This is a genomic window from Chryseobacterium indoltheticum (assembly GCF_003815915.1).
Lineage (GTDB): Bacteria > Bacteroidota > Bacteroidia > Flavobacteriales > Weeksellaceae > Chryseobacterium > Chryseobacterium indoltheticum.
The window spans coordinates 76,059-95,852 of record NZ_CP033929.1; the positions used below are offsets into that span (position 1 = coordinate 76,059).

Genomic DNA, 19,794 nt, shown 5'->3' on the forward strand with positions numbered 1-19,794 from the left:
ATACAATAGCATAACCAGACCTTCCAAAATCTACAAACACCCCTTTTTTTCCGATGAAAATATTTTAAACTGATATATTTTCCACTTGATCGAAACGCTGTTTTATCAAAGCGTGGTGAAATCTAAATTTGTCAAAAATATTTAAAACAAATTATTATGAAAACATCAATATTAATCATGTTAATGACAATATCAACATTTTTATTCGGACAGAAAAAACCTTCAGAATATTTTCCTGATCCTAAAACTAAAGTCTTGGTTGTCGGTTCATTTCATTTTGACTATCCCAATCAGGATGCTCATAAAACTGAAAAAAATGATCAGGTAGATGTTTTAAAACCCAAAACAGCCGCTGAAGTAACAGAACTTGTTAATTACATTAAAAAATTTAAGCCCACAAAAATCGCCATTGAAGCTTGGCCAGATTGGAAAGCCAACGAAAAATTAAAAGAATATAAAGACGGGAAATACAGAGATCAAAGAGACGAGCGTTACCAACTGGCAATGCGCATCGCAACAGAACTTAAAATTAATGAATTATACAGCATTGATGCGAATTCCGTTTTGGATGATTTTACAGAAAAATTTGGTAAGAGAGATTCAGTATATTTTAAAAATATGCTTAAAGATTATGATTTCTTAAGTGACGACCGTATTTCTAAACAATACAATACTTTTATTAAAAATACTGAGCGAAAAAACTTTAAATCTCTTCTTGACATGTTCAAATATATGAACAGCAAAGAATATCATCAATACGAATACGGAGCGTATTTGACAGGCGATTTTAAATTGAGAGAACACGACGGTGCAGATCTTCTTGCTCTATATTGGTATAACAGAAATCTTCGAATGTTCAGAAAAATACAGGACATTCCAAAAAATGCAGAAGACAGAATCTTGGTAATTGCAGGAAATGGTCATGCTACCGTTCTCAGACAGCTTTTTACCTCTTCGCCAGAATATGAATATGTTGAATTTTCAAACTTAGATTCAAAAAAATAATCTTTTTACCTCATCAATCTAAACCATCCATTTCTCATGAAAAAGACATTCATCATTGCTGTTTCCTTCTTATATACTTTTTCTTTTGCTCAAAAACAAGATACTTTACAACTGAAAACTATCGAATCTGTTACGATTGAGGGAAAGAAAAAACTTCTTCTTGAAAGAAAAGCTGACAGACTTATCTTTAATGTTGAAGCTTCTGTAGCTTCACAAGGAATGGATGGCGCAGAAACATTAACCAATGTTCCGATGTTGAAAGTAGACGAGAATTTAGGAAATATATCCATTACCGGAAAAAGCAGTGTCAATGTAATGGTCAACGGAAGAATGCTGAATCTTTCAGGAACTAATCTTGTTAATTATCTGAAAACCATACGCTCGGAAAACATCGCCAAAATAGAAGTGATCACTACTCCACCCGCAAAATATGAAGCTCAGGGAAACAGCGGATTGATCAATATTATCCTTAAGAAAAACCCAAACTTGGGTTGGAGTGGCTCAGTAAATACAGGATTGAACCAAAGAACCTATTCAGGCGGAAATTCGACTGGGACATTAAATTATCAAACCGAAAAACTTAGCTTATCGTTAAAAACAAGCTATGCAGACAGAGCAAAGCGTTCAGAAGAAAACTACAGTATTCTAGGAGCTTCTCAAAATTACAGCCGTTCTGTAAGAAAAGATATGTGGAAAGAATTAACGCCTAACCTAAACTTTTCGTACAAGCTCAATAAAAACTCCGAAATCGGAATAGAATATATTTTTTCTCATCAGAAATCCGGGATGGATATTGTAAACGAAACACGAAATGTAGACACCGATTTATCTGTAGAAAATCTTTTAACAAAAACTTTTCACCGTGAAAAAACTCCAACTCATACTTTGAGTGCTTATTATGATCTGAAATTAGATTCTCTCGGAAAAAAATTGAGTTTTGCAGGAAACTTTTTTAAAAATAATTCTGATACAGACGTTAACTTTTCAACATTGAAATTGAGTGACAATTCAGTTCAAAACGTTAATACAAAATCAATTGTTGAGCCACAGGTTTTTTCTTTGCAGGGAGATCTGGAACTTCCATTTTCTTTTGGTACCATTGAGACCGGACTTAAATTTAATCAGTTTAAAAATGCTACCGATCTGCAATATTTTAATATCATCAACGATCAGCATATTCCAGATTTCCAAAGAGCCAATTTATTTGAATATCGTGAAGAAAACTACGCTGCTTATTTTAGTTATGCCAAAAGTTTTGGGGAACACTGGGAAACCAAAGCTGGGCTTCGTTATGAAAATACTCAGGCGCAAAGCTTTACTCCGTCAACAAACTTAGAAAACAAATACAATTACGGACAGTGGTTTCCATCGGCTTTTGTTTCTTATAAAAAAGATAAAAATGTCTTCAGCCTTTCTTATTCAAGAAGAATCAACCGACCGAGTATGAGCAATCTTAATCCTTTCAGGTGGTATGAAAATCCTTACTCCTATTCTTCAGGAAACCCTTTGTTGACTCCTTCATATATTAATAACCTGGAATTGGGATATACTTACAACAGTAAATTTTCTGCAAGTATTTATTATTTGAAACTTAAAAATGGTTTCGGGCAAGTTGCTTTAATCGATGGACTTTCACAGATTGGGACTTATCTTAATTATTACAACAATAATTTTTACGGTTTTAATGCTTCTTATACAGATAAATTGTTCAAATTTTGGGAAACAAGTCTTTCACTGAACGGATCTTCTACCGATTCGAAAGTATTTAATATCGAAGCTGAAACTCAGAAAGGGCATTCGATTAGTTATTCGATCAATAATACATTCACCATCAATAAAAACAAAACAGTTTTCTTTTTTCTAAATTATAGTCAGGATTTACCTTATAAAAATGTCAATTCCTATTTTCATAATTTTTCTAATCTTACCTCCGGAATAAAAGTTTCATTAATGGAAAAACAGTTACAGATTAATGCAACCGTCACTAATATTTTTGCTCAGAAATATCGTGGTGATATGTATTTCAAAGATAACAGCCAACATTTTAATAATTATTGGGACGGAAGAAGTTTCCGTTTAAACATCAACTACACATTAGGAAACAACAAAAAGAAAAGGAGTATAAAAAGCATTAGTTTTGAGGAAAAAGACAGAGCACAATAAAATTTTGTAACAAATAAGATTTTCTATCGTCTAACTGATTAGATTTACTCACATCATGAAGAAAACTTTATTTACTCTCTCAATTTTAGGTTCAATTTTAGGTTTTGCACAGGAAACCAAAGATAATAAAGAAACCAAAGAAAAAGAAATTGAAGGTGTCGTTATTACTAAAACTAAAAAGGCCGTTGAACAAAAAGCCGACCGTACAATTTTTGACTTTTCTGAGCAGCCAAGCTTAAATTCAGGCTCGTTGATGGAAGGAGTGAAAAAACTTCCGGGTTTAGTAGTTTCTGATATGGTGGGAATGATGTACCAAGGAAAACCTCTGGATGTCTATATGGATGGAAGACCACTGAATATTTCAAGTAACGAACTGAATGCTTTCTTGGAAGGAATGCCCGCAAACTCTGTTGAAAGAATCGAAATCATTACACAACCGGGTGCCGAATTTCCTGCAACTTCCGGAGGTGCTATTTTAAATATCATTACAAGCAAATCAGCAAAAAATTATCTGACTGCAGTTTACAACGGAGGTTACCGCTTTTCAAGCTATGATAAATACAGAAGCAGATTTAATAATTCAATCGCTTTAAACTCAAGAAACAAATGGTTTGGGTGGCAGGTGAACTTAGGTCAATATTACCGTGAAAGTTTATCGCTTTCGGAATTGGATGCGCTTACCAGAAATCACTCCAATTCTTTAGGGCGCACGTATTATATGAATTCTGCTTTCACTTTTGAACTCGGAAAAGACAGATTATTACTAAACTACGACATCAATCACAACAACGGAAATGCAGATGTTACAAGTGACAATTTTTTAAATAATACGTCAACATCTAATTATACAAATAATAATGGTTTGAGACAGGAAGTTGCGGCAACGTATCAGAAAAAATTTGAGGATAAAAATAAGAAACTTGATTTTAAAGCCATTTACACCAACAGTGATTCAGAATTTAACCAGTTTGGAGCTCAATCATTAAACAACTCTTCTCTATTTAATCTATATAATTTCAGAATTGATTATTCTCAACCTCTGAAAATTTTAGACGAAGGAAAGATGAGTTTTGGAGGATTGTATGATCAGCAAAATTTTGAGACGAAAAATGGAAGTCTTATTAATCTCGATTACACAAGACAAACCACTTCTGCCTACTTGGAGTTTCAGGCAACTTTGAAAAAGTTTGATTTCATTGCGGGAGCTAGAGCCGAAAACTATGATATCACGGGAATTACACGATTCTATGATAAAGGCATTTTAAAGGAAAGCAATTTAAATCCATTCAAAAAGTTTAAAGTTTTTCCAAATGCAAGTGTGCAGTATAATGTAATGAAACAGCTTTTCGTTAATGTCAATTACAACAAAAAAATTACTCTGCCAAGTGTTTCGCTCTTAAATCCAAATAACAATACTCTTATAACAGAAACAGTTACGTCTAGCGGTAACCCAAACTTACAACCTACTATTTTCGACAATGCTGAAATTAAAATCAGCGCATTTGATTATGCTTATATCGGCTATAATACAAGCTGGGTAAAAGATCAGATTGTACAGAAAGTTTCCAGAGAAAACAATGTGATCAAGAATGAGCAGGTACAGGTGAACAGCATCAGAACGCATAACTTTAACTTTGGAATGCCAATTCCGTTTATGTTGTTTACAACACCTTTCAGCGAGCTGATGAAGTTTAATGTGAATCCTGATAAAATGAATTTACTCTATGTTTATACAGGTTATCAGGTTCAGGAAATGCCAGATATAAAGACAAAAGGATTCTGGATTTTCAGCTTAATGGGACAGTTTATTCTTCCAAAAGACATCAGACTTCAGGCAAATTATAATGTGATCCCAAAAGGAGGAAATTTCTATTATTTTCAAATTGAAAAACCTTTAAACAATGCTTTTGATTTGACGATATCTAAAAAATTTATGGCCGACCGTCTTAATCTTTCGTTGTATGCGAGAGATATTTTTAATCAGAATAAAAGTGTCATTGTGGCAAATTCTTTAGACGGAAAAGTATTTACTTCAAACAAATTCGACAGCAGAAGTTTCGGAATTACGGTGAATTATAAAATCCCAACCAAAAATAAGCTGGCAAAAGAAGATCCGAATATGATTAAAACAACCAATCAAAGCGACAGCAATGGTGGAATTCTGCAGCAAGGACAATAATTAAATATAATATTTATCAATAGAAACGGGCTTTAGTCCGTTTTTTATTATGCCTAATTTATTTAAAAAAACTATTCACTTTTAAAATTGACAATAGTAAAACCACCCCGTCAAAAATTCTTTTAATTTTCTCCACCCTTCAAAGGAGGGAAATTTTAACTTGTGAGATTTAGGTTTAAAAATCAATTGTCTGGAATCTCCAGTTTAAAGTGTCGATTAATGTGATTTGATTTAAATTTAATTGTAAATCCGTTATTATTTTCAGAGCTTGGTTTGCCATCATGCTTCCTACAATCCCCGGCAGCACTCCTAAAACACCAAGACTGTCGCAATCGGGAAGATCTTCATCAAAAGGAGGTTCCGGGAAAATATCTCTTAAATTCTTACTTCCTTTATAATTAAAAATTGCAACCTGTCCGGAAAAACCTAGAATGCTCCCGTAAACTAAAGGTTTTCTAAGCTTTACACAAGTATCATTAACTAAATATCTCGTTTTAAAATTATCAGAACCGTCAATAATCATATCAAACTGAGAAATAATTTCTTCAGCATTTGAGTGATCTATTTTACTTTCAAACCCTATAAAATTGACCTGATGATTAAGATTTTTCACAAACTCTTCTGCACTTTTCACTTTTGATTTTCCTACAGAACTTTCCTTATGAATGATTTGTCGGTTTAAATTGTGCAATTCAACCTCATCAAAATCTGCAACGCCCAAAGTTCCAACTCCCGCCGCAGCCAAATATTGAATGACCGGACTTCCTAAACCTCCTGCTCCAATTACCAAAACTTTAGCATTCATTATTTTTCGCTGACCTTCTAACCCGATTTGTTCAATAAAAATCTGTCGGCTGTATCTTGAGAAAATATCTTCGTTTTTCATTTTTTTGATTTTATTTGAATCAGGTTGTTCGAGATTTGTTTTTAGCCTCACCCTCAGTTCGACTGTTTTTCGTAATGGAATGGAGAAAAATGTATCGAGAACTTTCATTAAACAAAACTTCTCGATACGATTTTTTGCAAAATCTACTCGAAGTGACGTTCGTTATATTTCTGATAGAGTTTTTATTTTTAGATTGTTTAAAATTTCAACCTTTAAACCCCACTATACACAGAATCCCAATCTTTCATGATTGGATCATATCCTGCTTTTTTAATAATATTTTTAATTTCATCCATACTTCTTTCGTCACTGGTTTCAAATTGTTCTAAAGACTCTTTATCAACCGCATAACCTCCTGGATTTGTTTTTGAAGCTGCACTCATCGCTGTTGCACCCAAAGAAATGATATGATCTCTAAATTTTTCGTTTTCTCTGGTTGAAATGGAAATCTCTAAGTCTTCATTCCAAATTCGGTACGCACAGATTAATTGAAGTAGATCTTTATCTGACATCATGAAATTAGGCTCAATAATTCCTTCTGCAGGTCTTAATCTCGGAAATGAAACTGAATATCTACTTTTCCAATATTGTTTTTGAAGATAATCGATGTGAAGTGCATTGAAAAAACTATCAACCCGCCAATCTTCCAGACCAAGCAAAACGCCTAATCCCATTTTATGAATTCCAGCTTTTCCAATTCTGTCAGGTGTTTCCAAACGAAAATTGAAATTTGATTTTTTTCCTTTAGGGTGATATTCTTTGTAAACTTCCTGATGATAGGTTTCCTGATAAACCAAAACAGCATTGACACTCGCTTCATGAAGCTTTCGGTACTCTTCCTCCAACAAAGGTTGAACTTCAATCGAAATATTTACAAAATGGGATTTCAACAAACGGACAGCATTCAGAAAATAATCAATTCCAACTGTTTTATTTGCTTCTCCGCTTACCAGCAATACATGATTTACTCCCATTGATTTTAAAACTGTCGCTTCAATCATCAATTCGGTATCAGAAAGTGTTTTTCTTTTAATGGAATTATCTAAACTAAAACCACAGTATGTACAAATATTCTGACATTCATTACTCAGGTACAACGGTGAATATAACTGGATCGTTTTCCCGAATCGTTTTTGAGTGAGTTGTTGCGTCATTATTGCCATTACTTCTAATTTCTGAGCAGCAACCGGTGAGAGAAAGTTCAGAAAATCTTCTATCGTTTTATTTTTTTTTTGAAGACTGTTTTCCACATCAGACAATGTCACTTTTTCAAGTTTTACTTTCACTTCATCCCATTGATATTTTTCAAAAAAATCTTTAAAACTTTTCATAATATTCGGTTTAATCCAAATGACGCGTTGTCTATTATTTATTGATAGGATTTTATCCTATCCTTTATTAAATCGTCCCGTTAGGACTTTCTAATTCTTATGCAAAATCATAGTTTAATCAAACAAAAAAGAAGTCAACGGACTTGATGCTTGCGCATGATTTCCAATAGCTCCCAAACCAGATTCAAAAGCTCTTCTTCCCGCAATTACGCCTTCTTTAAAAGCCAATGCCATATTTACAGGATCTCTCGCAACAGCAATTGCAGTATTTACCAAAACCGCATCAGCTCCCATTTCCATTGCTTTTGCGGCATCAGAAGGTGCGCCAATTCCGGCATCAACAACAACAGGAACATTGCTTTGGGCGATAATAATTTCTAAAAAATCTAAAGTTCTTAAACCTTTATTCGTCCCGATCGGCGCTCCCAAAGGCATTACAACAGCTGTTCCTGCATCTTCCAAACGTTTGCACAAAACCGGATCGGCATGAATGTAAGGCATCACGATAAATCCTAATTTTGCCAATTCTTCCGTTGCATACAATGTTTCAATCGGATCAGGTAACAAATATTTTGGATCAGGATGAATTTCTAATTTCACCCAGTTGGTTTCCAAGGCTTCTCTTGCCAATTGCGCTGCCAAAACCGCTTCTTTAGCAGTTCTTGCTCCCGAAGTATTTGGTAAAAGGTGAGATTTTGTAGGTTTTAAAGCATTGAACAAGTCATCTTCTGAAGATTGCGAATCGATTCTTTTTAAAGCCATTGTCACCAGTTCACTTCCCGAAGCGATGATAGAATCGGTCATTTCTGAAAGATTTCCGAATTTTCCGGTTCCTAAAAATAATCTCGATTCAAAAGTTCTGTCTGCTATAATTAACGGTTGATTGTTCATTGTAAAACTGTTTTAAATTCTTTGGTAATAGAAGGTTGATTGGTGATTTGCCCCGAAACAGCAACTCCATAAATTCCGATTTGTTGTAAGAGTGGGATGTCTTCCAAAACCACTCCGCCAATGGCGAATATCTTTGGTATTGCTAATGATTTTTCTTTTAAAGTCTGAATAATTTTTTGATATCCTTCAAAACCCAAAATCGGACTTAGCTGTTCTTTAGTTGAAGTAAATCGTAAAGGTCCCAAACCGATGTAATCACATGATTCATTCATTCTTTGCAAAACATCAGAAATGGAATTTGCCGTTCCACCGATAATTTTATTTTCTCCTAAAATCTGTCTTGCAATATCAATCGAAGTATCTTTTAAACCTAAATGAACACCGTCTGCATCGATATCTTTTGCAATCTGAACATAGTCATTGATGATACAAACAGATCGATTATCTGCGCAAAGTTTTTTTGAATTTTCACAAAGCCTGATAAATTCATATTCTGGTGCATTCTTCCAGCGAACCTGAATCCATTTTATGCCGCCATCTAAGGCTTTCTTTATATTTATTTCCTGTTCGGCTTTTGTAAAACCTTGAGAAATATATTGTAGCTTTTCCATTTTTAAATTTGAATAAATCTTAATAAATTACATTCTGTCTGCATTTTTTGAAAACACCTAAAGGTTCATCATTTCCCCAGATTGCTCCTAACAAAGCCACTCCATCTACTTCACTTTCAAAAACTTCTTTGATATTATTTTCATTAATTCCTCCTAAAGCAATCAGTTGTACATTTTGATGATCTCGTTTTTTAATATCATTCAAAATATTCGAATTTTCACCATATCCTTTTTTCGAAATACTTGGAAAAACCGGACTGATAAAAGCATACTCCCAATCTTCACTTAATAGATTAAAAGTTTCAATATCATGAACAGACGTTGAAATTATTTTATCTGTGAAAGATTGAAACAAACCGTTTTGTCTGTCAACTTCCCTGAAATTAAATCTTGAAATATTAAAATCTTTCGCTAAATCATAATGACTGTGCAAAACTAATTTTTGATGAAATTTTGAATCTATCTTTTGAATAAAATCCGTCATTTCTTCTGAATTGATAAAAGGTTTTCTGATGTGAAGTAAATTCAAACCTTCCTGAAATAATTCATTAATAATCTCAGTTTCATTTTGAACAACTTCTTCGGGAGTGATGACGATAATCATATATAAATTTCTTTCCCTTTTTCGATGAACTCCTGCGATTTATCAAACATTCCTTTTTCTGCAGATTCACGAATTTCCTGCGTGATTTTCATTGAACAGAATTTTGGTCCGCACATTGAGCAGAAATGCGCAATTTTTGCTCCGTCTGCAGGAAGCGTTTCATCATGATAAGATCTTGCCGTATCCGGATCAAGAGAAAGATTGAACTGATCTTCCCAACGGAATTCGAATCTCGCCTTGCTTAAAGCGTTGTCTCTGTATTGAGAACCTGGATGACCTTTCGCCAAATCTGCAGCATGAGCAGCTAGTTTATAGGTAATAACTCCAACTTTTACATCTTCTTTATTGGGAAGTCCCAAATGTTCTTTCGGGGTCACATAACACAACATCGCGCAACCAAACCAGCCAATCATAGCTGCACCAATTCCTGAAGTGATGTGATCGTATCCCGGTGCAATATCCGTCGTTAAAGGGCCTAATGTGTAAAACGGTGCTTCATCACATACCTCCAATTGCTTATCCATATTCTCTTTGATCATGTGCATCGGAACGTGTCCCGGACCTTCAATCATCACCTGTACATTGTGCTTCCAGGCAATTTTTGTCAGTTCACCTAAAGTTTCCAATTCGGCAAACTGTGCTTCATCATTCGCATCAGCAATTGAACCCGGCCGAAGACCGTCGCCTAAAGAAAAAGCAACGTCATATTTCTTCATGATCTCGCAAATCTCTTCAAAATGAGTATATAAAAAGTTTTCTTTATGATGGAACAAACACCATTTTGCCATGATAGAACCACCTCTGGAAACAATTCCCGTCACACGTTTTGCGGTCAAATGAATATATCTCAACAAAACTCCGGCATGAATCGTGAAATAAGAAACTCCCTGTTCTGCCTGTTCGATCAACGTATCTTTAAAAATTTCCCAGGTTAAATCTTCTGCAACTCCTTTTACTTTTTCTAATGCCTGATAGATCGGAACGGTACCAATCGGAACCGGACTGTTTCTGATGATCCATTCTCTGGTTTCGTGAATGTTTTTTCCGGTTGACAGATCCATAATTGTATCGGCTCCCCATCTGCAAGCCCAAACTGCTTTTTCTACCTCTTCTTCAATGCTCGATGAAACAGCACTATTTCCGATGTTGGCATTAATTTTAACTAAAAAATTTCGCCCGATAATCATCGGTTCGCTTTCGGGATGATTAATATTATTGGGAATAATCGCTCTTCCGGCTGCAATTTCGTCTCTTACAAATTCTGGAGTGATCTTGCTTTTCGGAGTTCTTGCGCCAAAACTATTTCCCTGATGTTGAAAAGCCATCTCTTTTGAAACAGAATCTAATTGCTCGATTCGTTGATTTTCTCTAATGGCAATATATTCCATTTCAGCAGTGATAATCCCCTGTTTTGCATAATACAATTGGGTAACCTCTTTTCCTTCTCTGGAAACTTTTGGCTGATGGTTATACGAAAAACGCAGTTCGTCTAATTTTGAATTGGCAAGACGGGCTTTTCCGTATTCTGAGGTAATTCTGTCTAAAACTTCGACGTCATTTCTATCCAAAATCCATTGTTCTCTAATTCTTGGAAGTCCTTTTTCGATATTAATTTCAAAATTTTCATCGGTGTAAGGTCCTGAAGTATCGTAAATGGTGACAGGAAGATTTTCTTCTAAATTTCCGTTGGTTAATTTTGTCGGACTTAGATGTATTTCGCGCATCGCTACATTGATTGGGTGAATTTTCCCTTCAACATAGATTTTTTTTGAGTTCGGAAACGGCGAACGTGTGATTTTATGAGCCATAAAAATATTTTTTAACCGCCTTGAGTAGCAGTGATAATTAAAATTGAATCTTGGTTGTTGAGAATAGTTTCCGCCCAGAATGACTGCGGAATAATACGATTGTTGAGCGCTACGGCAATTCCTTTTTTCTTTTCAGGTAATTCCATAGCGATAAGTGCTTCCAGCGTTTTGGGAAGTATATCAAAATTTCTTAGTGTGTGATTGATTGTGAGCTCCATTCCTAAATTTTTAAATATACTTTAGGAATGCCCATCATTGTACAATAGAATGTACAGCAAAGTCATCTCACTTTTTCCTACGCTAGTATGATCTAGAAATCAGGTTCAAAGGGTAAAGTCTCAGCCTGTTTTGTCAACAGACACCCCTAAAGTTGGGAGCGAAGTTAGACATTTTTTTAAAATGGGCAAAATTTTTTGAAGGAGATGGAAGTTTAGAAGATTAAGCTTGGAAGCTTTAAATGCTTGAAAATATTTTTGCCACGAATACACGAATGTTTTTTCATCTTTAACGTAATAATATTCGTGCATTCATGCTTATAAGTGAAATGAAATATTCTGCAAGTCCATAATTAAGATAATTTCAATACAAAAAAAAATGGAAACAAGATGATCTCCAGTTTCCATTTTCTAATTTTATATTATTTAAATATTTACTCTTCACAAGCTCTCCAGATTGCGTCATTCTGCGGAACGGGGGCAACGATTGTTACCTCCTCCTTTGTAACAGGATGTATAAACTGAAGTTTTCTGGCGTGAAGATTAATTCCTCCATCAGGATTTGAACGGGGCGCACCATATTTTAAATCACCTTTAATAGGAACTCCGGTTTTTGATAACTGTGCCCTGATTTGATGATGTCTACCGGTTTCCAAGTCAATTTCCAAAAGAAGGTAATTATCCAGAGTTTTAATAATATTGTAGGTAAGAATTGCTTCTTTTGCCCCTTCGGTCACTTTTGTGAAGACAATTGCTTTATTATTTTTTTCGTTTTTCTGAAGATAATGAACCAATCTTTGGCTTTGAGGAATCATTTCTTTAGCAACAACCGCCCAATACGTTTTCTTAATTTCACGGTTTTTCACCATTTGAGTCAATCTTGAAAGCGCTTTTGAAGTTTTAGCATAAATCACCAAACCAGAAGTTGGGCGATCGATACGATGTACCAAACCCAGAAAAACATTTCCGGGTTTATTATCTCTTTTTTTGATGAAATCTTTAATAGAATCAAGTAAAGGTTCGTCGCCGGTTTTATCGCCCTGAACGAGCTGCCCTACTTTTTTATTGATAACTAAAAGATGATTATCCTCAAAAACAATCTGCTCTTCCATATAAACTAACGATTCTGTGATCTGCTCACAAAAGAAATAACCACTCCGCCTAAAAGACCAATCGTTTTTATGACGTTAAGACTTGAATCGATTGGTAAAAATGCGCCGATGATACACAAACCTGCCGCAGCGTACATAGGATACATAAACTTGGTATGCATCAACATTCTTCCCTGAACGATAAAACTGATTCCAATTAAAATATAAAATAATCTTGCCGAAAGAAGATAGTTAATATTATCCGGGAAAATTTTAAACCAACCCGCTGCTAAACAAATGATTGCTAAAATTGATAAAATTCCTTGTGTTGCCTGTAAATTACTTTTCATTAATAGCTTTCATTTTGGTTAGGGAAATCAGCATTTTTCACATCTTTTACGTATTGAGAAACTGCTCCTGTTATTTCTGTATATAAATCGAGGTATCTTCTTAAGAATTTTGGAGAGAAACCTTTATTCATTCCCACCATATCATGATACACCAAAACCTGTCCGTCACAGTGAGCTCCGGCTCCAATTCCGATTGTTGGAATCGAGATACTTTCCGTCACTCTTTTTGCCAAATTTGCTGGAATTTTCTCAAGAACAACTCCAAAACAGCCCAATTCTTCAAGCAATTTTGCATCGTTGATCAATTTTTCAGCTTCAGCTTCTTCTTTAGCTCTCACTTTATACGTTCCAAACTGATAAATAGACTGCGGCGTTAATCCCAAATGTCCCATAATAGGAATTCCGGCGTTGATTATTTTTTTAATCGATTTCGAAATTTCTTTTCCACCTTCAATTTTAATCGCATGAGCACCTCCTTCTTTCATCATTCTAACTGCAGATTCTAATGCAATATCAGGATTACTTTGGTAGGTTCCGAAAGGTAGATCAGCAATTACCAATGCTCTTTCTACGCCTCTTACCACACTTTGAGTGTGATAAATCATCTGATCCAATGTAATAGGAAGTGTAGTTTCAAAACCCGCCATTACATTCGCTGCAGAGTCACCGATAAGAATGGTATCAACCCCACCGGCATCGACCATCTTTGCCGTTGTAAAATCGTAAGCGGTAAGCATTGTTATTTTCTCTTTGTCGAATTTCATTTTTCGCAAAGTTTCTGTAGTAACTCTTTTAATTTCGGAATGAACAGACATAATGTATATGATTGTTTTAAGTTAAAAAGTCAGCTTCCGCCGACTTAGATATTTGAATTTACAAAACTACGTGTCCTAGTTTCATTAATTTATCGTGGTTGAGAATTTTGATGTTTCTGCCGTCTACTTCGATGAGACTGTCCCCTTTAAACTCGGAGATCAATCGGATAGCACTTTCGGTAGCCGTTCCGATGATATTGGCAATTTCTTCTCTTGTCAAAGAAATTTTGATGAAACCTTCAGGATCAGTTCCTAACTTTTGTTCTAAAAGAATAAGGATTTCTGCCAGTCTTTCTCTTACCGTTTTCTGCGCAAGGAAAGTAATGGTATTGGAAGATTCTCCCAATTCGTAAGATATTTTCTGAAGCATCACAAAAGATAACTGTGGATCTACTTCTAATAAGTCCATAAAAATATCTGCAGGTAAGAATGTGCATTCAACATCCGTCATTGCTTCAGCCTTTGCTTGAAAATTTTCTCCACACAACAATGCACGATATCCTATAATATCACCTTCTTTTATAAATCTAAGAATTTGATCTTTACCAAAAGATCCTGATTTGGACAATTTAGCAGCCCCTTTTTCTATTACGTAAACCCCTTTGGGAGTTTCGCCATCGTCAAAGACGATATCGTGTTTTTGAAAAACGAGTTTCTTTTTTGCGTTGATATATCTTTCATAATCAGTATTGGAAAGTCTTTCTTTAAAGGATTTATCATTAAAAACCCTCGCGAATCTTTCTTCAATAGCAATCTGTTGTTCCTGCGACATTGTAATATGACATTTATCACAAAAATAGAACATTTAAACTCTATAAACAAAAAAAAATGTTATAATTTTGTAAGTCAATAATTTATGAAGGTGAGCGAGAACTGTTTTCATTGCGGACAAGGGATAGAAAAGGAAAGAATTTCTTTTGACGAAAAAATTTTCTGCTGTACAGGCTGTAAATCTGTTTATGAAATTCTGAACACCAATAATCTCAGTAATTTTTACGAATTAAACAAAAAAGCAGGAATCAGGCCTGAAGAAAACTCTTCTCAATTTGACTATCTCGACACCAAGGAAATTTTTGACAGAATTACAGATTTTTCTGAAGGCAATACAAGTCTTGTCACGTTCAGAATTCCGGTAATCCACTGTTCTTCTTGCATTTGGCTATTAGAAAGCCTACACACTTTACATAAAGACATCCACTATTCTCAGGTTAACTTTACAAGGAAGACCCTGCAGATTTCTTTTAACCATAACGAATTAAAATTAAGCGATTTAGCTAAATTCTTAACCAATCTTGGCTACAAACCCGCAATCAACCTTGAGACGGTTGACAAGAATGAAGATAATCTTGACAAATCTCTACTTATAAAACTGGCAATCGCCGGATTTGCTTTTGGTAACGGAATGTTTTTGGCGTTTCCGGAATATATTGGCGGAGAAGATTACTGGATGGAACATTACAAAGGTTTATTCAGAATCTTAATGTTTTTACTTGCTGTTCCGGTTGTGTTTTATTCTGCATCAGACTATTATAAATCTGCTTGGTATGGTCTAAAAAACAAGATCGTCAATATTGATGTACCCATTGTGTTGGGGATTTTTGTTCTGTTTGGAAGAAGTATTTACGAAATCGCTACCGATTACGGTCCAGGATATTTTGACACCCTGTGCGGACTTCTTTTTTTTATGCTTTTAGGGAAAATTTTCCAGAAAAGAACGTACAGTTCGCTTTCTTACGACAGAGATTACAAATCGTTTTATCCAATTGCTGTAACTAAAGTTGATTTTAACGGAAAACAGGAAAACATTTTACTTTCAGAGATTAAAATCGGTGATAGAATTTTAGTAAGAAATCACGAAATCATTCCGGTTGATGCTATTTTGATTAGCGGAAACGGTAATATAGACAACAGTTTTATTACAGGCGAAAGCGAAAGCATTTCTAAAAATCCAGGTGATAAAATCTTTGCCGGAGGAAAACAAATTGGCTCATCTCTCGAACTTGAAGTTATTAAAAACGTTGATCAAAGTTATCTTACCCAGCTTTGGAATAAAGAAGCTTTCAAAAAACATGAGACCGGACTTGACACCTTAATCAATGAAATTAGTAAATATTTTACCTTCATTATTTTAGGAATCGCACTTGTTGCCGGAATTTATTGGTATTTTATTGATTTGGAAACAATGTTCCAGGTTATCTCTGCCGTTTTGATTATCGCTTGTCCTTGCGCTTTAGCATTGTCTTCTCCATTTACTTTCGGTCACATTATGAGAATTTTAGGTCGAAATAAATTTTATGTAAAAGACACAATAACGATTGAGAAAATTGCAAAAGTTGACGCTTTAGTTTTCGACAAAACCGGAACGATTACACACCGAAAAAAATCAAACATCAGATACGAAGGTTCTGAAATTCAGGAATTTGATTTATTAAATATTAAAAGTTTAGTCAAAAACTCAAATCATCCGCTTTCAAAATCTCTGTATGAATTTTTGGAAGTACAAGATGACTATTTCCCTGTTGACAACTTTGAGGAAATCTCAGGAAAAGGATACGAAGCGAGCGTACGAGGAAATATTTACAAAATAGGTTCTGCAAAATATAACAATCAAGAGTCGAAAAATCTTGAAACCGCAGTTTACATCAGCAAAAACAATGAGTTTATCGGAAAATTTATTTTTAAAAATGAATACCGGGAAAATCTTAGAAATCTGTTTACAAAACTGACCAATTATAAAATCTTTATTTTGAGCGGTGATAATGCTTCTGAAGAAAATCAGCTTAAAGAGATCATTCCGAATTACAGCTCGATGGCTTTCAACCAAAACCCTGAAGATAAGTTGAATTACATCAAAGAGCTTCAGGATAAAGGATTAAAAGTTATCATGCTTGGTGACGGATTAAACGATGCCGGAGCTTTAAAACAAAGCAACGTAGGAATCGCAATTTCCGACGACAGCAACAGCTTTACGCCATCTTCAGACGTCATCATGAACGGAGAAAAAGTATCGCAGCTCGACCATTATCTGAATGTTTGTAAAGGCTCAATTACCATCGTAAAACTCACCTTTCTTATTAGTTTCCTATACAATGTTGTAGGTTTAACCTTTGCTGTAACCGGAAATATGAGCCCATTATTTGCAGCTTTAATTATGCCTGCAAGTTCGATTACCGTCATTTCATTCACCACGATTTCTACCTGGATTCTCGGAAGGAAGTATTTCAAAAAACAGCCTTAAAAGCCCTTATTTAGACTGATTTTAAATTAGAGAAAGCCCGTATTTCGTGATAATTGTCATTATTTTTCACTAATTTTGAACCCCGAAAATAGGTTAATTTTGTTGTCAAATGGATATTCTATATTTAATGATCTTATGCAGCGTTTCTTTGGCTGTAGTTTTTCTGGTCGTATTTATAGTTTTCGCCAGAAAAGGGCAGTTTGAGGACGACGAGTCTCCAGCTGTACGAATACTTTTTGATTCCGGTGAAGTAAAGGAAAAAGAAGAACCTGGCAACAAAAACGATAAGGAAAAAGGAGATAATAATAAATTTGAAGAAAAAAGTGAATAGTTAATATGGAGACACAAAAGTTTAGTTATGACAACAGTATTGTTCGTGCATTCCTATACGCGACCATAGTTTTTGGAATTATAGGTTTCGTATTTGGACTTACGGCAGCATTGATGCTTTTCTATCCTGAGCTTCCTGAGTTTTTGTTTGGAACTGACGATACAACAATCAACAGTCTTGCATCAGGAAACATACAAGGGTTAATTAATACCAACGGTGCGTTAGGGTTTGGTAGAATAAGAATGTTACACACCAATACGGTAATTTTTGCATTCGTATGTAATATCGTTTATGTGGGGGTTTATTACTCTACTCAAAGATTATTAAAAACAAGAATGTACAGCGATACTTTATCGTGGATTCATTTTTGGACATGGCAATTTATGATCGTTGCTACGTTTATCACATTCTTTATGGGGATCAACACCTCAAAAGAATATGCTGAGCACGAGTGGCCAATCGATATATTAATCGCAGTTTCGTGGATCATTTTCGGAGCGAATATGATTTTAACGATTGCAAAAAGAAGAGTAAGACACCTTTACGTAGCCATTTGGTTCTATCTTGGAACTTGGGTTGCTGTAGCGATGCTTCACATATTCAACAACTTAGAAGTACCTTTAACGTTCTCTGGCTGGAAATCATATTCAGCTTATGCAGGAGCAAAAGATGCCATCGTACAATGGTGGTATGGTCACAATGCGGTAGCATTCGTATTGACGACTCCGGTTTTAGGTTTAATGTATTATTTCTTACCTAAAGCTGCTGACAGACCTGTATTTTCATACAAACTATCAATCATTCACTTTTGGTCATTGATTTTCGTATATATCTGGGCTGGTCCTCACCACCTTCAGTATACTGCTTTACCAGCATGGGCTCAAGCAGTGGGAACTGGTTTCTCGATCATGCTTATTGCGCCATCTTGGGGAGGTATGCTAAACGGTCTTCTTACCTTAAGAGGAGCTTGGGATAAAGTAAGAGAAAATCCTATTTTGAAATTCTTCGTAGTTGCTGTTACCTGTTATGGTATGGCAACATTTGAAGGACCTCTTTTGGCAACAAAAAATATCAATAAAATTGGTCACTTTACAGACTGGGTTATCGGTCACGTACATTTAGGAGCATTAGGATGGAATGGTTTCATGGCATTCGGTGTTATCTATTATTTGGTACCGATCATGTGGAGAACCAAAATGTGGTCTGTAAAATTAGCGAATTGGCATTTCTGGTTGGGTACTTTAGGAATTATTTTCTATGCTGTACCAATGTATATCGCTGGATTTACGCAAGGTTTGATGTGGAAACAATTTAATCCGGACGGAACTTTATTGTGGAAAAACTGGCTAGATACCGTTACCGCAATTATTCCTTACTTTAAAATGAGATTCGTAGGTGGATTATTCTATCTATCAGGAGGTCTTTTAATGGTGGTGAATGTTTACATGACAATCAAAAAAGGATCTTTCCAAAAAGAAGTTCCTGCAGAAGCACCTGCTTTGGCTAACATCAGCAACAGACGTAAAGAAGGAGAAGGTCTTCACCTTTGGCTAGAAAGAATGCCAATCTTGATGACAGTTTTAGCATTACTTACCATTTCTATAGGTAGTATGGTAGAAATCATTCCTACTTTATCATTAAAGAAAAGTGTACCTACAATTTCTGCGGTGAAACCTTATTCACCATTAGAATTAGAAGGTAGAGATTTATATATCCGTGAAGGTTGTAACGCTTGTCACTCACAAATGGTAAGACCATTCAGAGATGAGATCGTAAGATTTAACGGTAAAAACGGACAGTACTCTAAAGCTGGAGAATTTGTTTACGACAGACCTTTCCTTTGGGGATCGAAAAGAACTGGACCAGATTTGCATAGAGAAGGTGGTAAAAACCCAAGTTCTTGGCACTATAAGCATATGTACAACCCAAGACAAACGTCTGCAGGTTCTATTATGCCACGTTACCCTTGGTTGATTTCAAATAACCTTGACCGTTCTCAAATGGTAGACAAAATCAAGTTTATGAAAAACACCTACGATGTACCTTATACAAAAGCTCAGATTGATACTGCAGATAAATGGGCAGATAATCAGGCTGCGAAAATTGTAAAAGATATCTTTGTAGAGGCAGCTGACCTTAAAGAAGCTTATGCTAAAAGACCACAGGGAGAACTAGAGAAAAAAGAGATTATCGCTCTTATCGCTTATCTTCAGAGATTAGGTACAGACATTAAAACGACAGAAATAAAAACAGCTAGTAACTAATAATATTAAAAG

Annotated in this window: 17 protein-coding genes and 1 riboswitch; of the genes, 6 read left to right on the plus strand and 11 right to left on the minus strand. The window is 35.1% G+C overall.

All coding sequences use genetic code 11. From position 1 onward, the window contains the following. The first annotated feature begins 156 nt into the window (after positions 1-156). From EG358_RS00365 to EG358_RS00375, 3 genes are read left to right on the plus strand one after another with little or no spacing between them, the layout of a single operon-like run. Positions 157-1,005 (plus strand): DUF5694 domain-containing protein, encoded by an 849-nt coding sequence (locus tag EG358_RS00365; protein WP_076561975.1) that lies wholly within the window; start codon positions 157-159, stop codon positions 1,003-1,005. Between the two features lie 36 nt (positions 1,006-1,041). Beyond that, entirely contained in the window at positions 1,042-3,168 is a 2,127-nt protein-coding gene (locus tag EG358_RS00370) for a TonB-dependent receptor domain-containing protein (protein ID WP_076561976.1), read from the plus strand. A 55-nt stretch (positions 3,169-3,223) separates the two neighbouring features. Beyond that, positions 3,224-5,347, plus strand: coding sequence for an outer membrane beta-barrel protein (locus EG358_RS00375; protein ID WP_076561977.1), 2,124 nt, complete (start codon positions 3,224-3,226; stop codon positions 5,345-5,347). A 175-nt stretch (positions 5,348-5,522) separates the two neighbouring features. On the opposite strand, the gene EG358_RS00380 is transcribed toward EG358_RS00375, so the two are convergent. The 11 genes from EG358_RS00380 to EG358_RS00430 all read right to left on the minus strand — a co-directional run bounded on the left by EG358_RS00380 (position 5,523) and on the right by EG358_RS00430 (position 14,721). Then, entirely contained in the window at positions 5,523-6,233 is a 711-nt protein-coding gene (locus tag EG358_RS00380) for a HesA/MoeB/ThiF family protein (RefSeq protein ID WP_076562040.1), read from the minus strand. Between the two features lie 212 nt (positions 6,234-6,445). Beyond that, entirely contained in the window at positions 6,446-7,564 is a 1,119-nt protein-coding gene (thiH, locus tag EG358_RS00385) for a 2-iminoacetate synthase ThiH (protein WP_076561978.1), read from the minus strand. 114 nt (positions 7,565-7,678) lie between these two features. After that, a complete protein-coding gene (locus EG358_RS00390) occupies positions 7,679-8,455 on the minus strand; it encodes a thiazole synthase (protein ID WP_076561979.1) in 777 nt (258 codons plus the stop codon). Continuing rightward, the gene (thiE, locus tag EG358_RS00395) at positions 8,452-9,066 is read right to left on the minus strand and encodes a thiamine phosphate synthase (protein WP_076561980.1); all 615 of its coding nucleotides are present in this window, start codon (positions 9,064-9,066) and stop codon (positions 8,452-8,454) included. The genes EG358_RS00390 and thiE overlap by 4 nt, the downstream gene beginning before the upstream one ends. 19 nt (positions 9,067-9,085) lie before the next feature. Beyond that, positions 9,086-9,670: a thiamine phosphate synthase gene (locus EG358_RS00400; RefSeq protein ID WP_076561981.1), complete on the minus strand. Its 585-nt coding sequence runs from the start codon at positions 9,668-9,670 to the stop codon at positions 9,086-9,088. Continuing rightward, the gene (gene thiC / locus EG358_RS00405) at positions 9,667-11,478 is read right to left on the minus strand and encodes a phosphomethylpyrimidine synthase ThiC (RefSeq protein WP_076561982.1); all 1,812 of its coding nucleotides are present in this window, start codon (positions 11,476-11,478) and stop codon (positions 9,667-9,669) included. Before thiC ends, EG358_RS00400 begins: the two co-directional genes overlap by 4 nt. Before the next feature lie 11 nt (positions 11,479-11,489). Next, positions 11,490-11,696 (minus strand): sulfur carrier protein ThiS, encoded by a 207-nt coding sequence (gene thiS, locus EG358_RS00410; RefSeq protein WP_076561983.1) that lies wholly within the window; start codon positions 11,694-11,696, stop codon positions 11,490-11,492. A gap of 57 nt (positions 11,697-11,753) precedes the next feature. Beyond that, positions 11,754-11,854: riboswitch (TPP riboswitch) on the minus strand. Between the two features lie 273 nt (positions 11,855-12,127). Further along, the gene (locus EG358_RS00415; protein ID WP_076561984.1) at positions 12,128-12,805 is read right to left on the minus strand and encodes an RluA family pseudouridine synthase; all 678 of its coding nucleotides are present in this window, start codon (positions 12,803-12,805) and stop codon (positions 12,128-12,130) included. A 5-nt stretch (positions 12,806-12,810) separates the two neighbouring features. Then, on the minus strand, positions 12,811-13,134 hold the full coding sequence (locus EG358_RS00420) for a hypothetical protein (protein ID WP_076561985.1): 324 nt from the start codon (positions 13,132-13,134) through the stop codon (positions 12,811-12,813). Continuing rightward, complete coding sequence (gene panB / locus EG358_RS00425; RefSeq protein ID WP_076561986.1) at positions 13,134-13,949, minus strand: 3-methyl-2-oxobutanoate hydroxymethyltransferase; 816 nt, start codon at positions 13,947-13,949, stop codon at positions 13,134-13,136. Before panB ends, EG358_RS00420 begins: the two co-directional genes overlap by 1 nt. 58 nt (positions 13,950-14,007) lie before the next feature. Then, positions 14,008-14,721 (minus strand): Crp/Fnr family transcriptional regulator, encoded by a 714-nt coding sequence (locus tag EG358_RS00430; RefSeq protein WP_074230373.1) that lies wholly within the window; start codon positions 14,719-14,721, stop codon positions 14,008-14,010. A 90-nt stretch (positions 14,722-14,811) separates the two neighbouring features. On the opposite strand from EG358_RS00430, the gene EG358_RS00435 reads away from it, so the two are divergent. The 3 genes from EG358_RS00435 (at position 14,812) to ccoN (ending at position 19,782) form a co-directional block, all read left to right on the plus strand. Continuing rightward, positions 14,812-17,187, plus strand: a complete 2,376-nt coding sequence (locus tag EG358_RS00435) for a heavy metal translocating P-type ATPase (RefSeq protein WP_174565104.1) — start codon at positions 14,812-14,814, stop codon at positions 17,185-17,187. A gap of 109 nt (positions 17,188-17,296) precedes the next feature. Further along, positions 17,297-17,518, plus strand: a complete 222-nt coding sequence (gene ccoS, locus EG358_RS00440; RefSeq protein ID WP_076561988.1) for a cbb3-type cytochrome oxidase assembly protein CcoS — start codon at positions 17,297-17,299, stop codon at positions 17,516-17,518. A 5-nt stretch (positions 17,519-17,523) separates the two neighbouring features. Further along, the gene (gene ccoN, locus EG358_RS00445; protein ID WP_076561989.1) at positions 17,524-19,782 is read left to right on the plus strand and encodes a cytochrome-c oxidase, cbb3-type subunit I; all 2,259 of its coding nucleotides are present in this window, start codon (positions 17,524-17,526) and stop codon (positions 19,780-19,782) included. Positions 19,783-19,794 lie beyond the last annotated feature (12 nt).

What these genes read in the sequence shown, in the direction of transcription:
- EG358_RS00400 (WP_076561981.1), bottom strand. Translation starts at nt 9,670, where the DNA reads ATGATTATCGTCATCACTCCCGAAGAAGTTGTTCAAAATGAAACTGAG.
- ccoS (WP_076561988.1), top strand. Translation starts at nt 17,297, where the DNA reads ATGGATATTCTATATTTAATGATCTTATGCAGCGTTTCTTTGGCTGTA.
- EG358_RS00415 (WP_076561984.1), bottom strand. Translation starts at nt 12,805, where the DNA reads ATGGAAGAGCAGATTGTTTTTGAGGATAATCATCTTTTAGTTATCAAT.
- EG358_RS00420 (WP_076561985.1), bottom strand. Translation starts at nt 13,134, where the DNA reads ATGAAAAGTAATTTACAGGCAACACAAGGAATTTTATCAATTTTAGCA.
- EG358_RS00375 (WP_076561977.1), top strand. Translation starts at nt 3,224, where the DNA reads ATGAAGAAAACTTTATTTACTCTCTCAATTTTAGGTTCAATTTTAGGT.
- thiH (WP_076561978.1), bottom strand. Translation starts at nt 7,564, where the DNA reads ATGAAAAGTTTTAAAGATTTTTTTGAAAAATATCAATGGGATGAAGTG.
- thiS (WP_076561983.1), bottom strand. Translation starts at nt 11,696, where the DNA reads ATGGAGCTCACAATCAATCACACACTAAGAAATTTTGATATACTTCCC.
- panB (WP_076561986.1), bottom strand. Translation starts at nt 13,949, where the DNA reads ATGTCTGTTCATTCCGAAATTAAAAGAGTTACTACAGAAACTTTGCGA.
- EG358_RS00370 (WP_076561976.1), top strand. Translation starts at nt 1,042, where the DNA reads ATGAAAAAGACATTCATCATTGCTGTTTCCTTCTTATATACTTTTTCT.
- thiE (WP_076561980.1), bottom strand. Translation starts at nt 9,066, where the DNA reads ATGGAAAAGCTACAATATATTTCTCAAGGTTTTACAAAAGCCGAACAG.
- EG358_RS00380 (WP_076562040.1), bottom strand. Translation starts at nt 6,233, where the DNA reads ATGAAAAACGAAGATATTTTCTCAAGATACAGCCGACAGATTTTTATT.
- EG358_RS00430 (WP_074230373.1), bottom strand. Translation starts at nt 14,721, where the DNA reads ATGTCGCAGGAACAACAGATTGCTATTGAAGAAAGATTCGCGAGGGTT.
- EG358_RS00390 (WP_076561979.1), bottom strand. Translation starts at nt 8,455, where the DNA reads ATGAACAATCAACCGTTAATTATAGCAGACAGAACTTTTGAATCGAGA.
- thiC (WP_076561982.1), bottom strand. Translation starts at nt 11,478, where the DNA reads ATGGCTCATAAAATCACACGTTCGCCGTTTCCGAACTCAAAAAAAATC.
- ccoN (WP_076561989.1), top strand. Translation starts at nt 17,524, where the DNA reads ATGGAGACACAAAAGTTTAGTTATGACAACAGTATTGTTCGTGCATTC.
- EG358_RS00365 (WP_076561975.1), top strand. Translation starts at nt 157, where the DNA reads ATGAAAACATCAATATTAATCATGTTAATGACAATATCAACATTTTTA.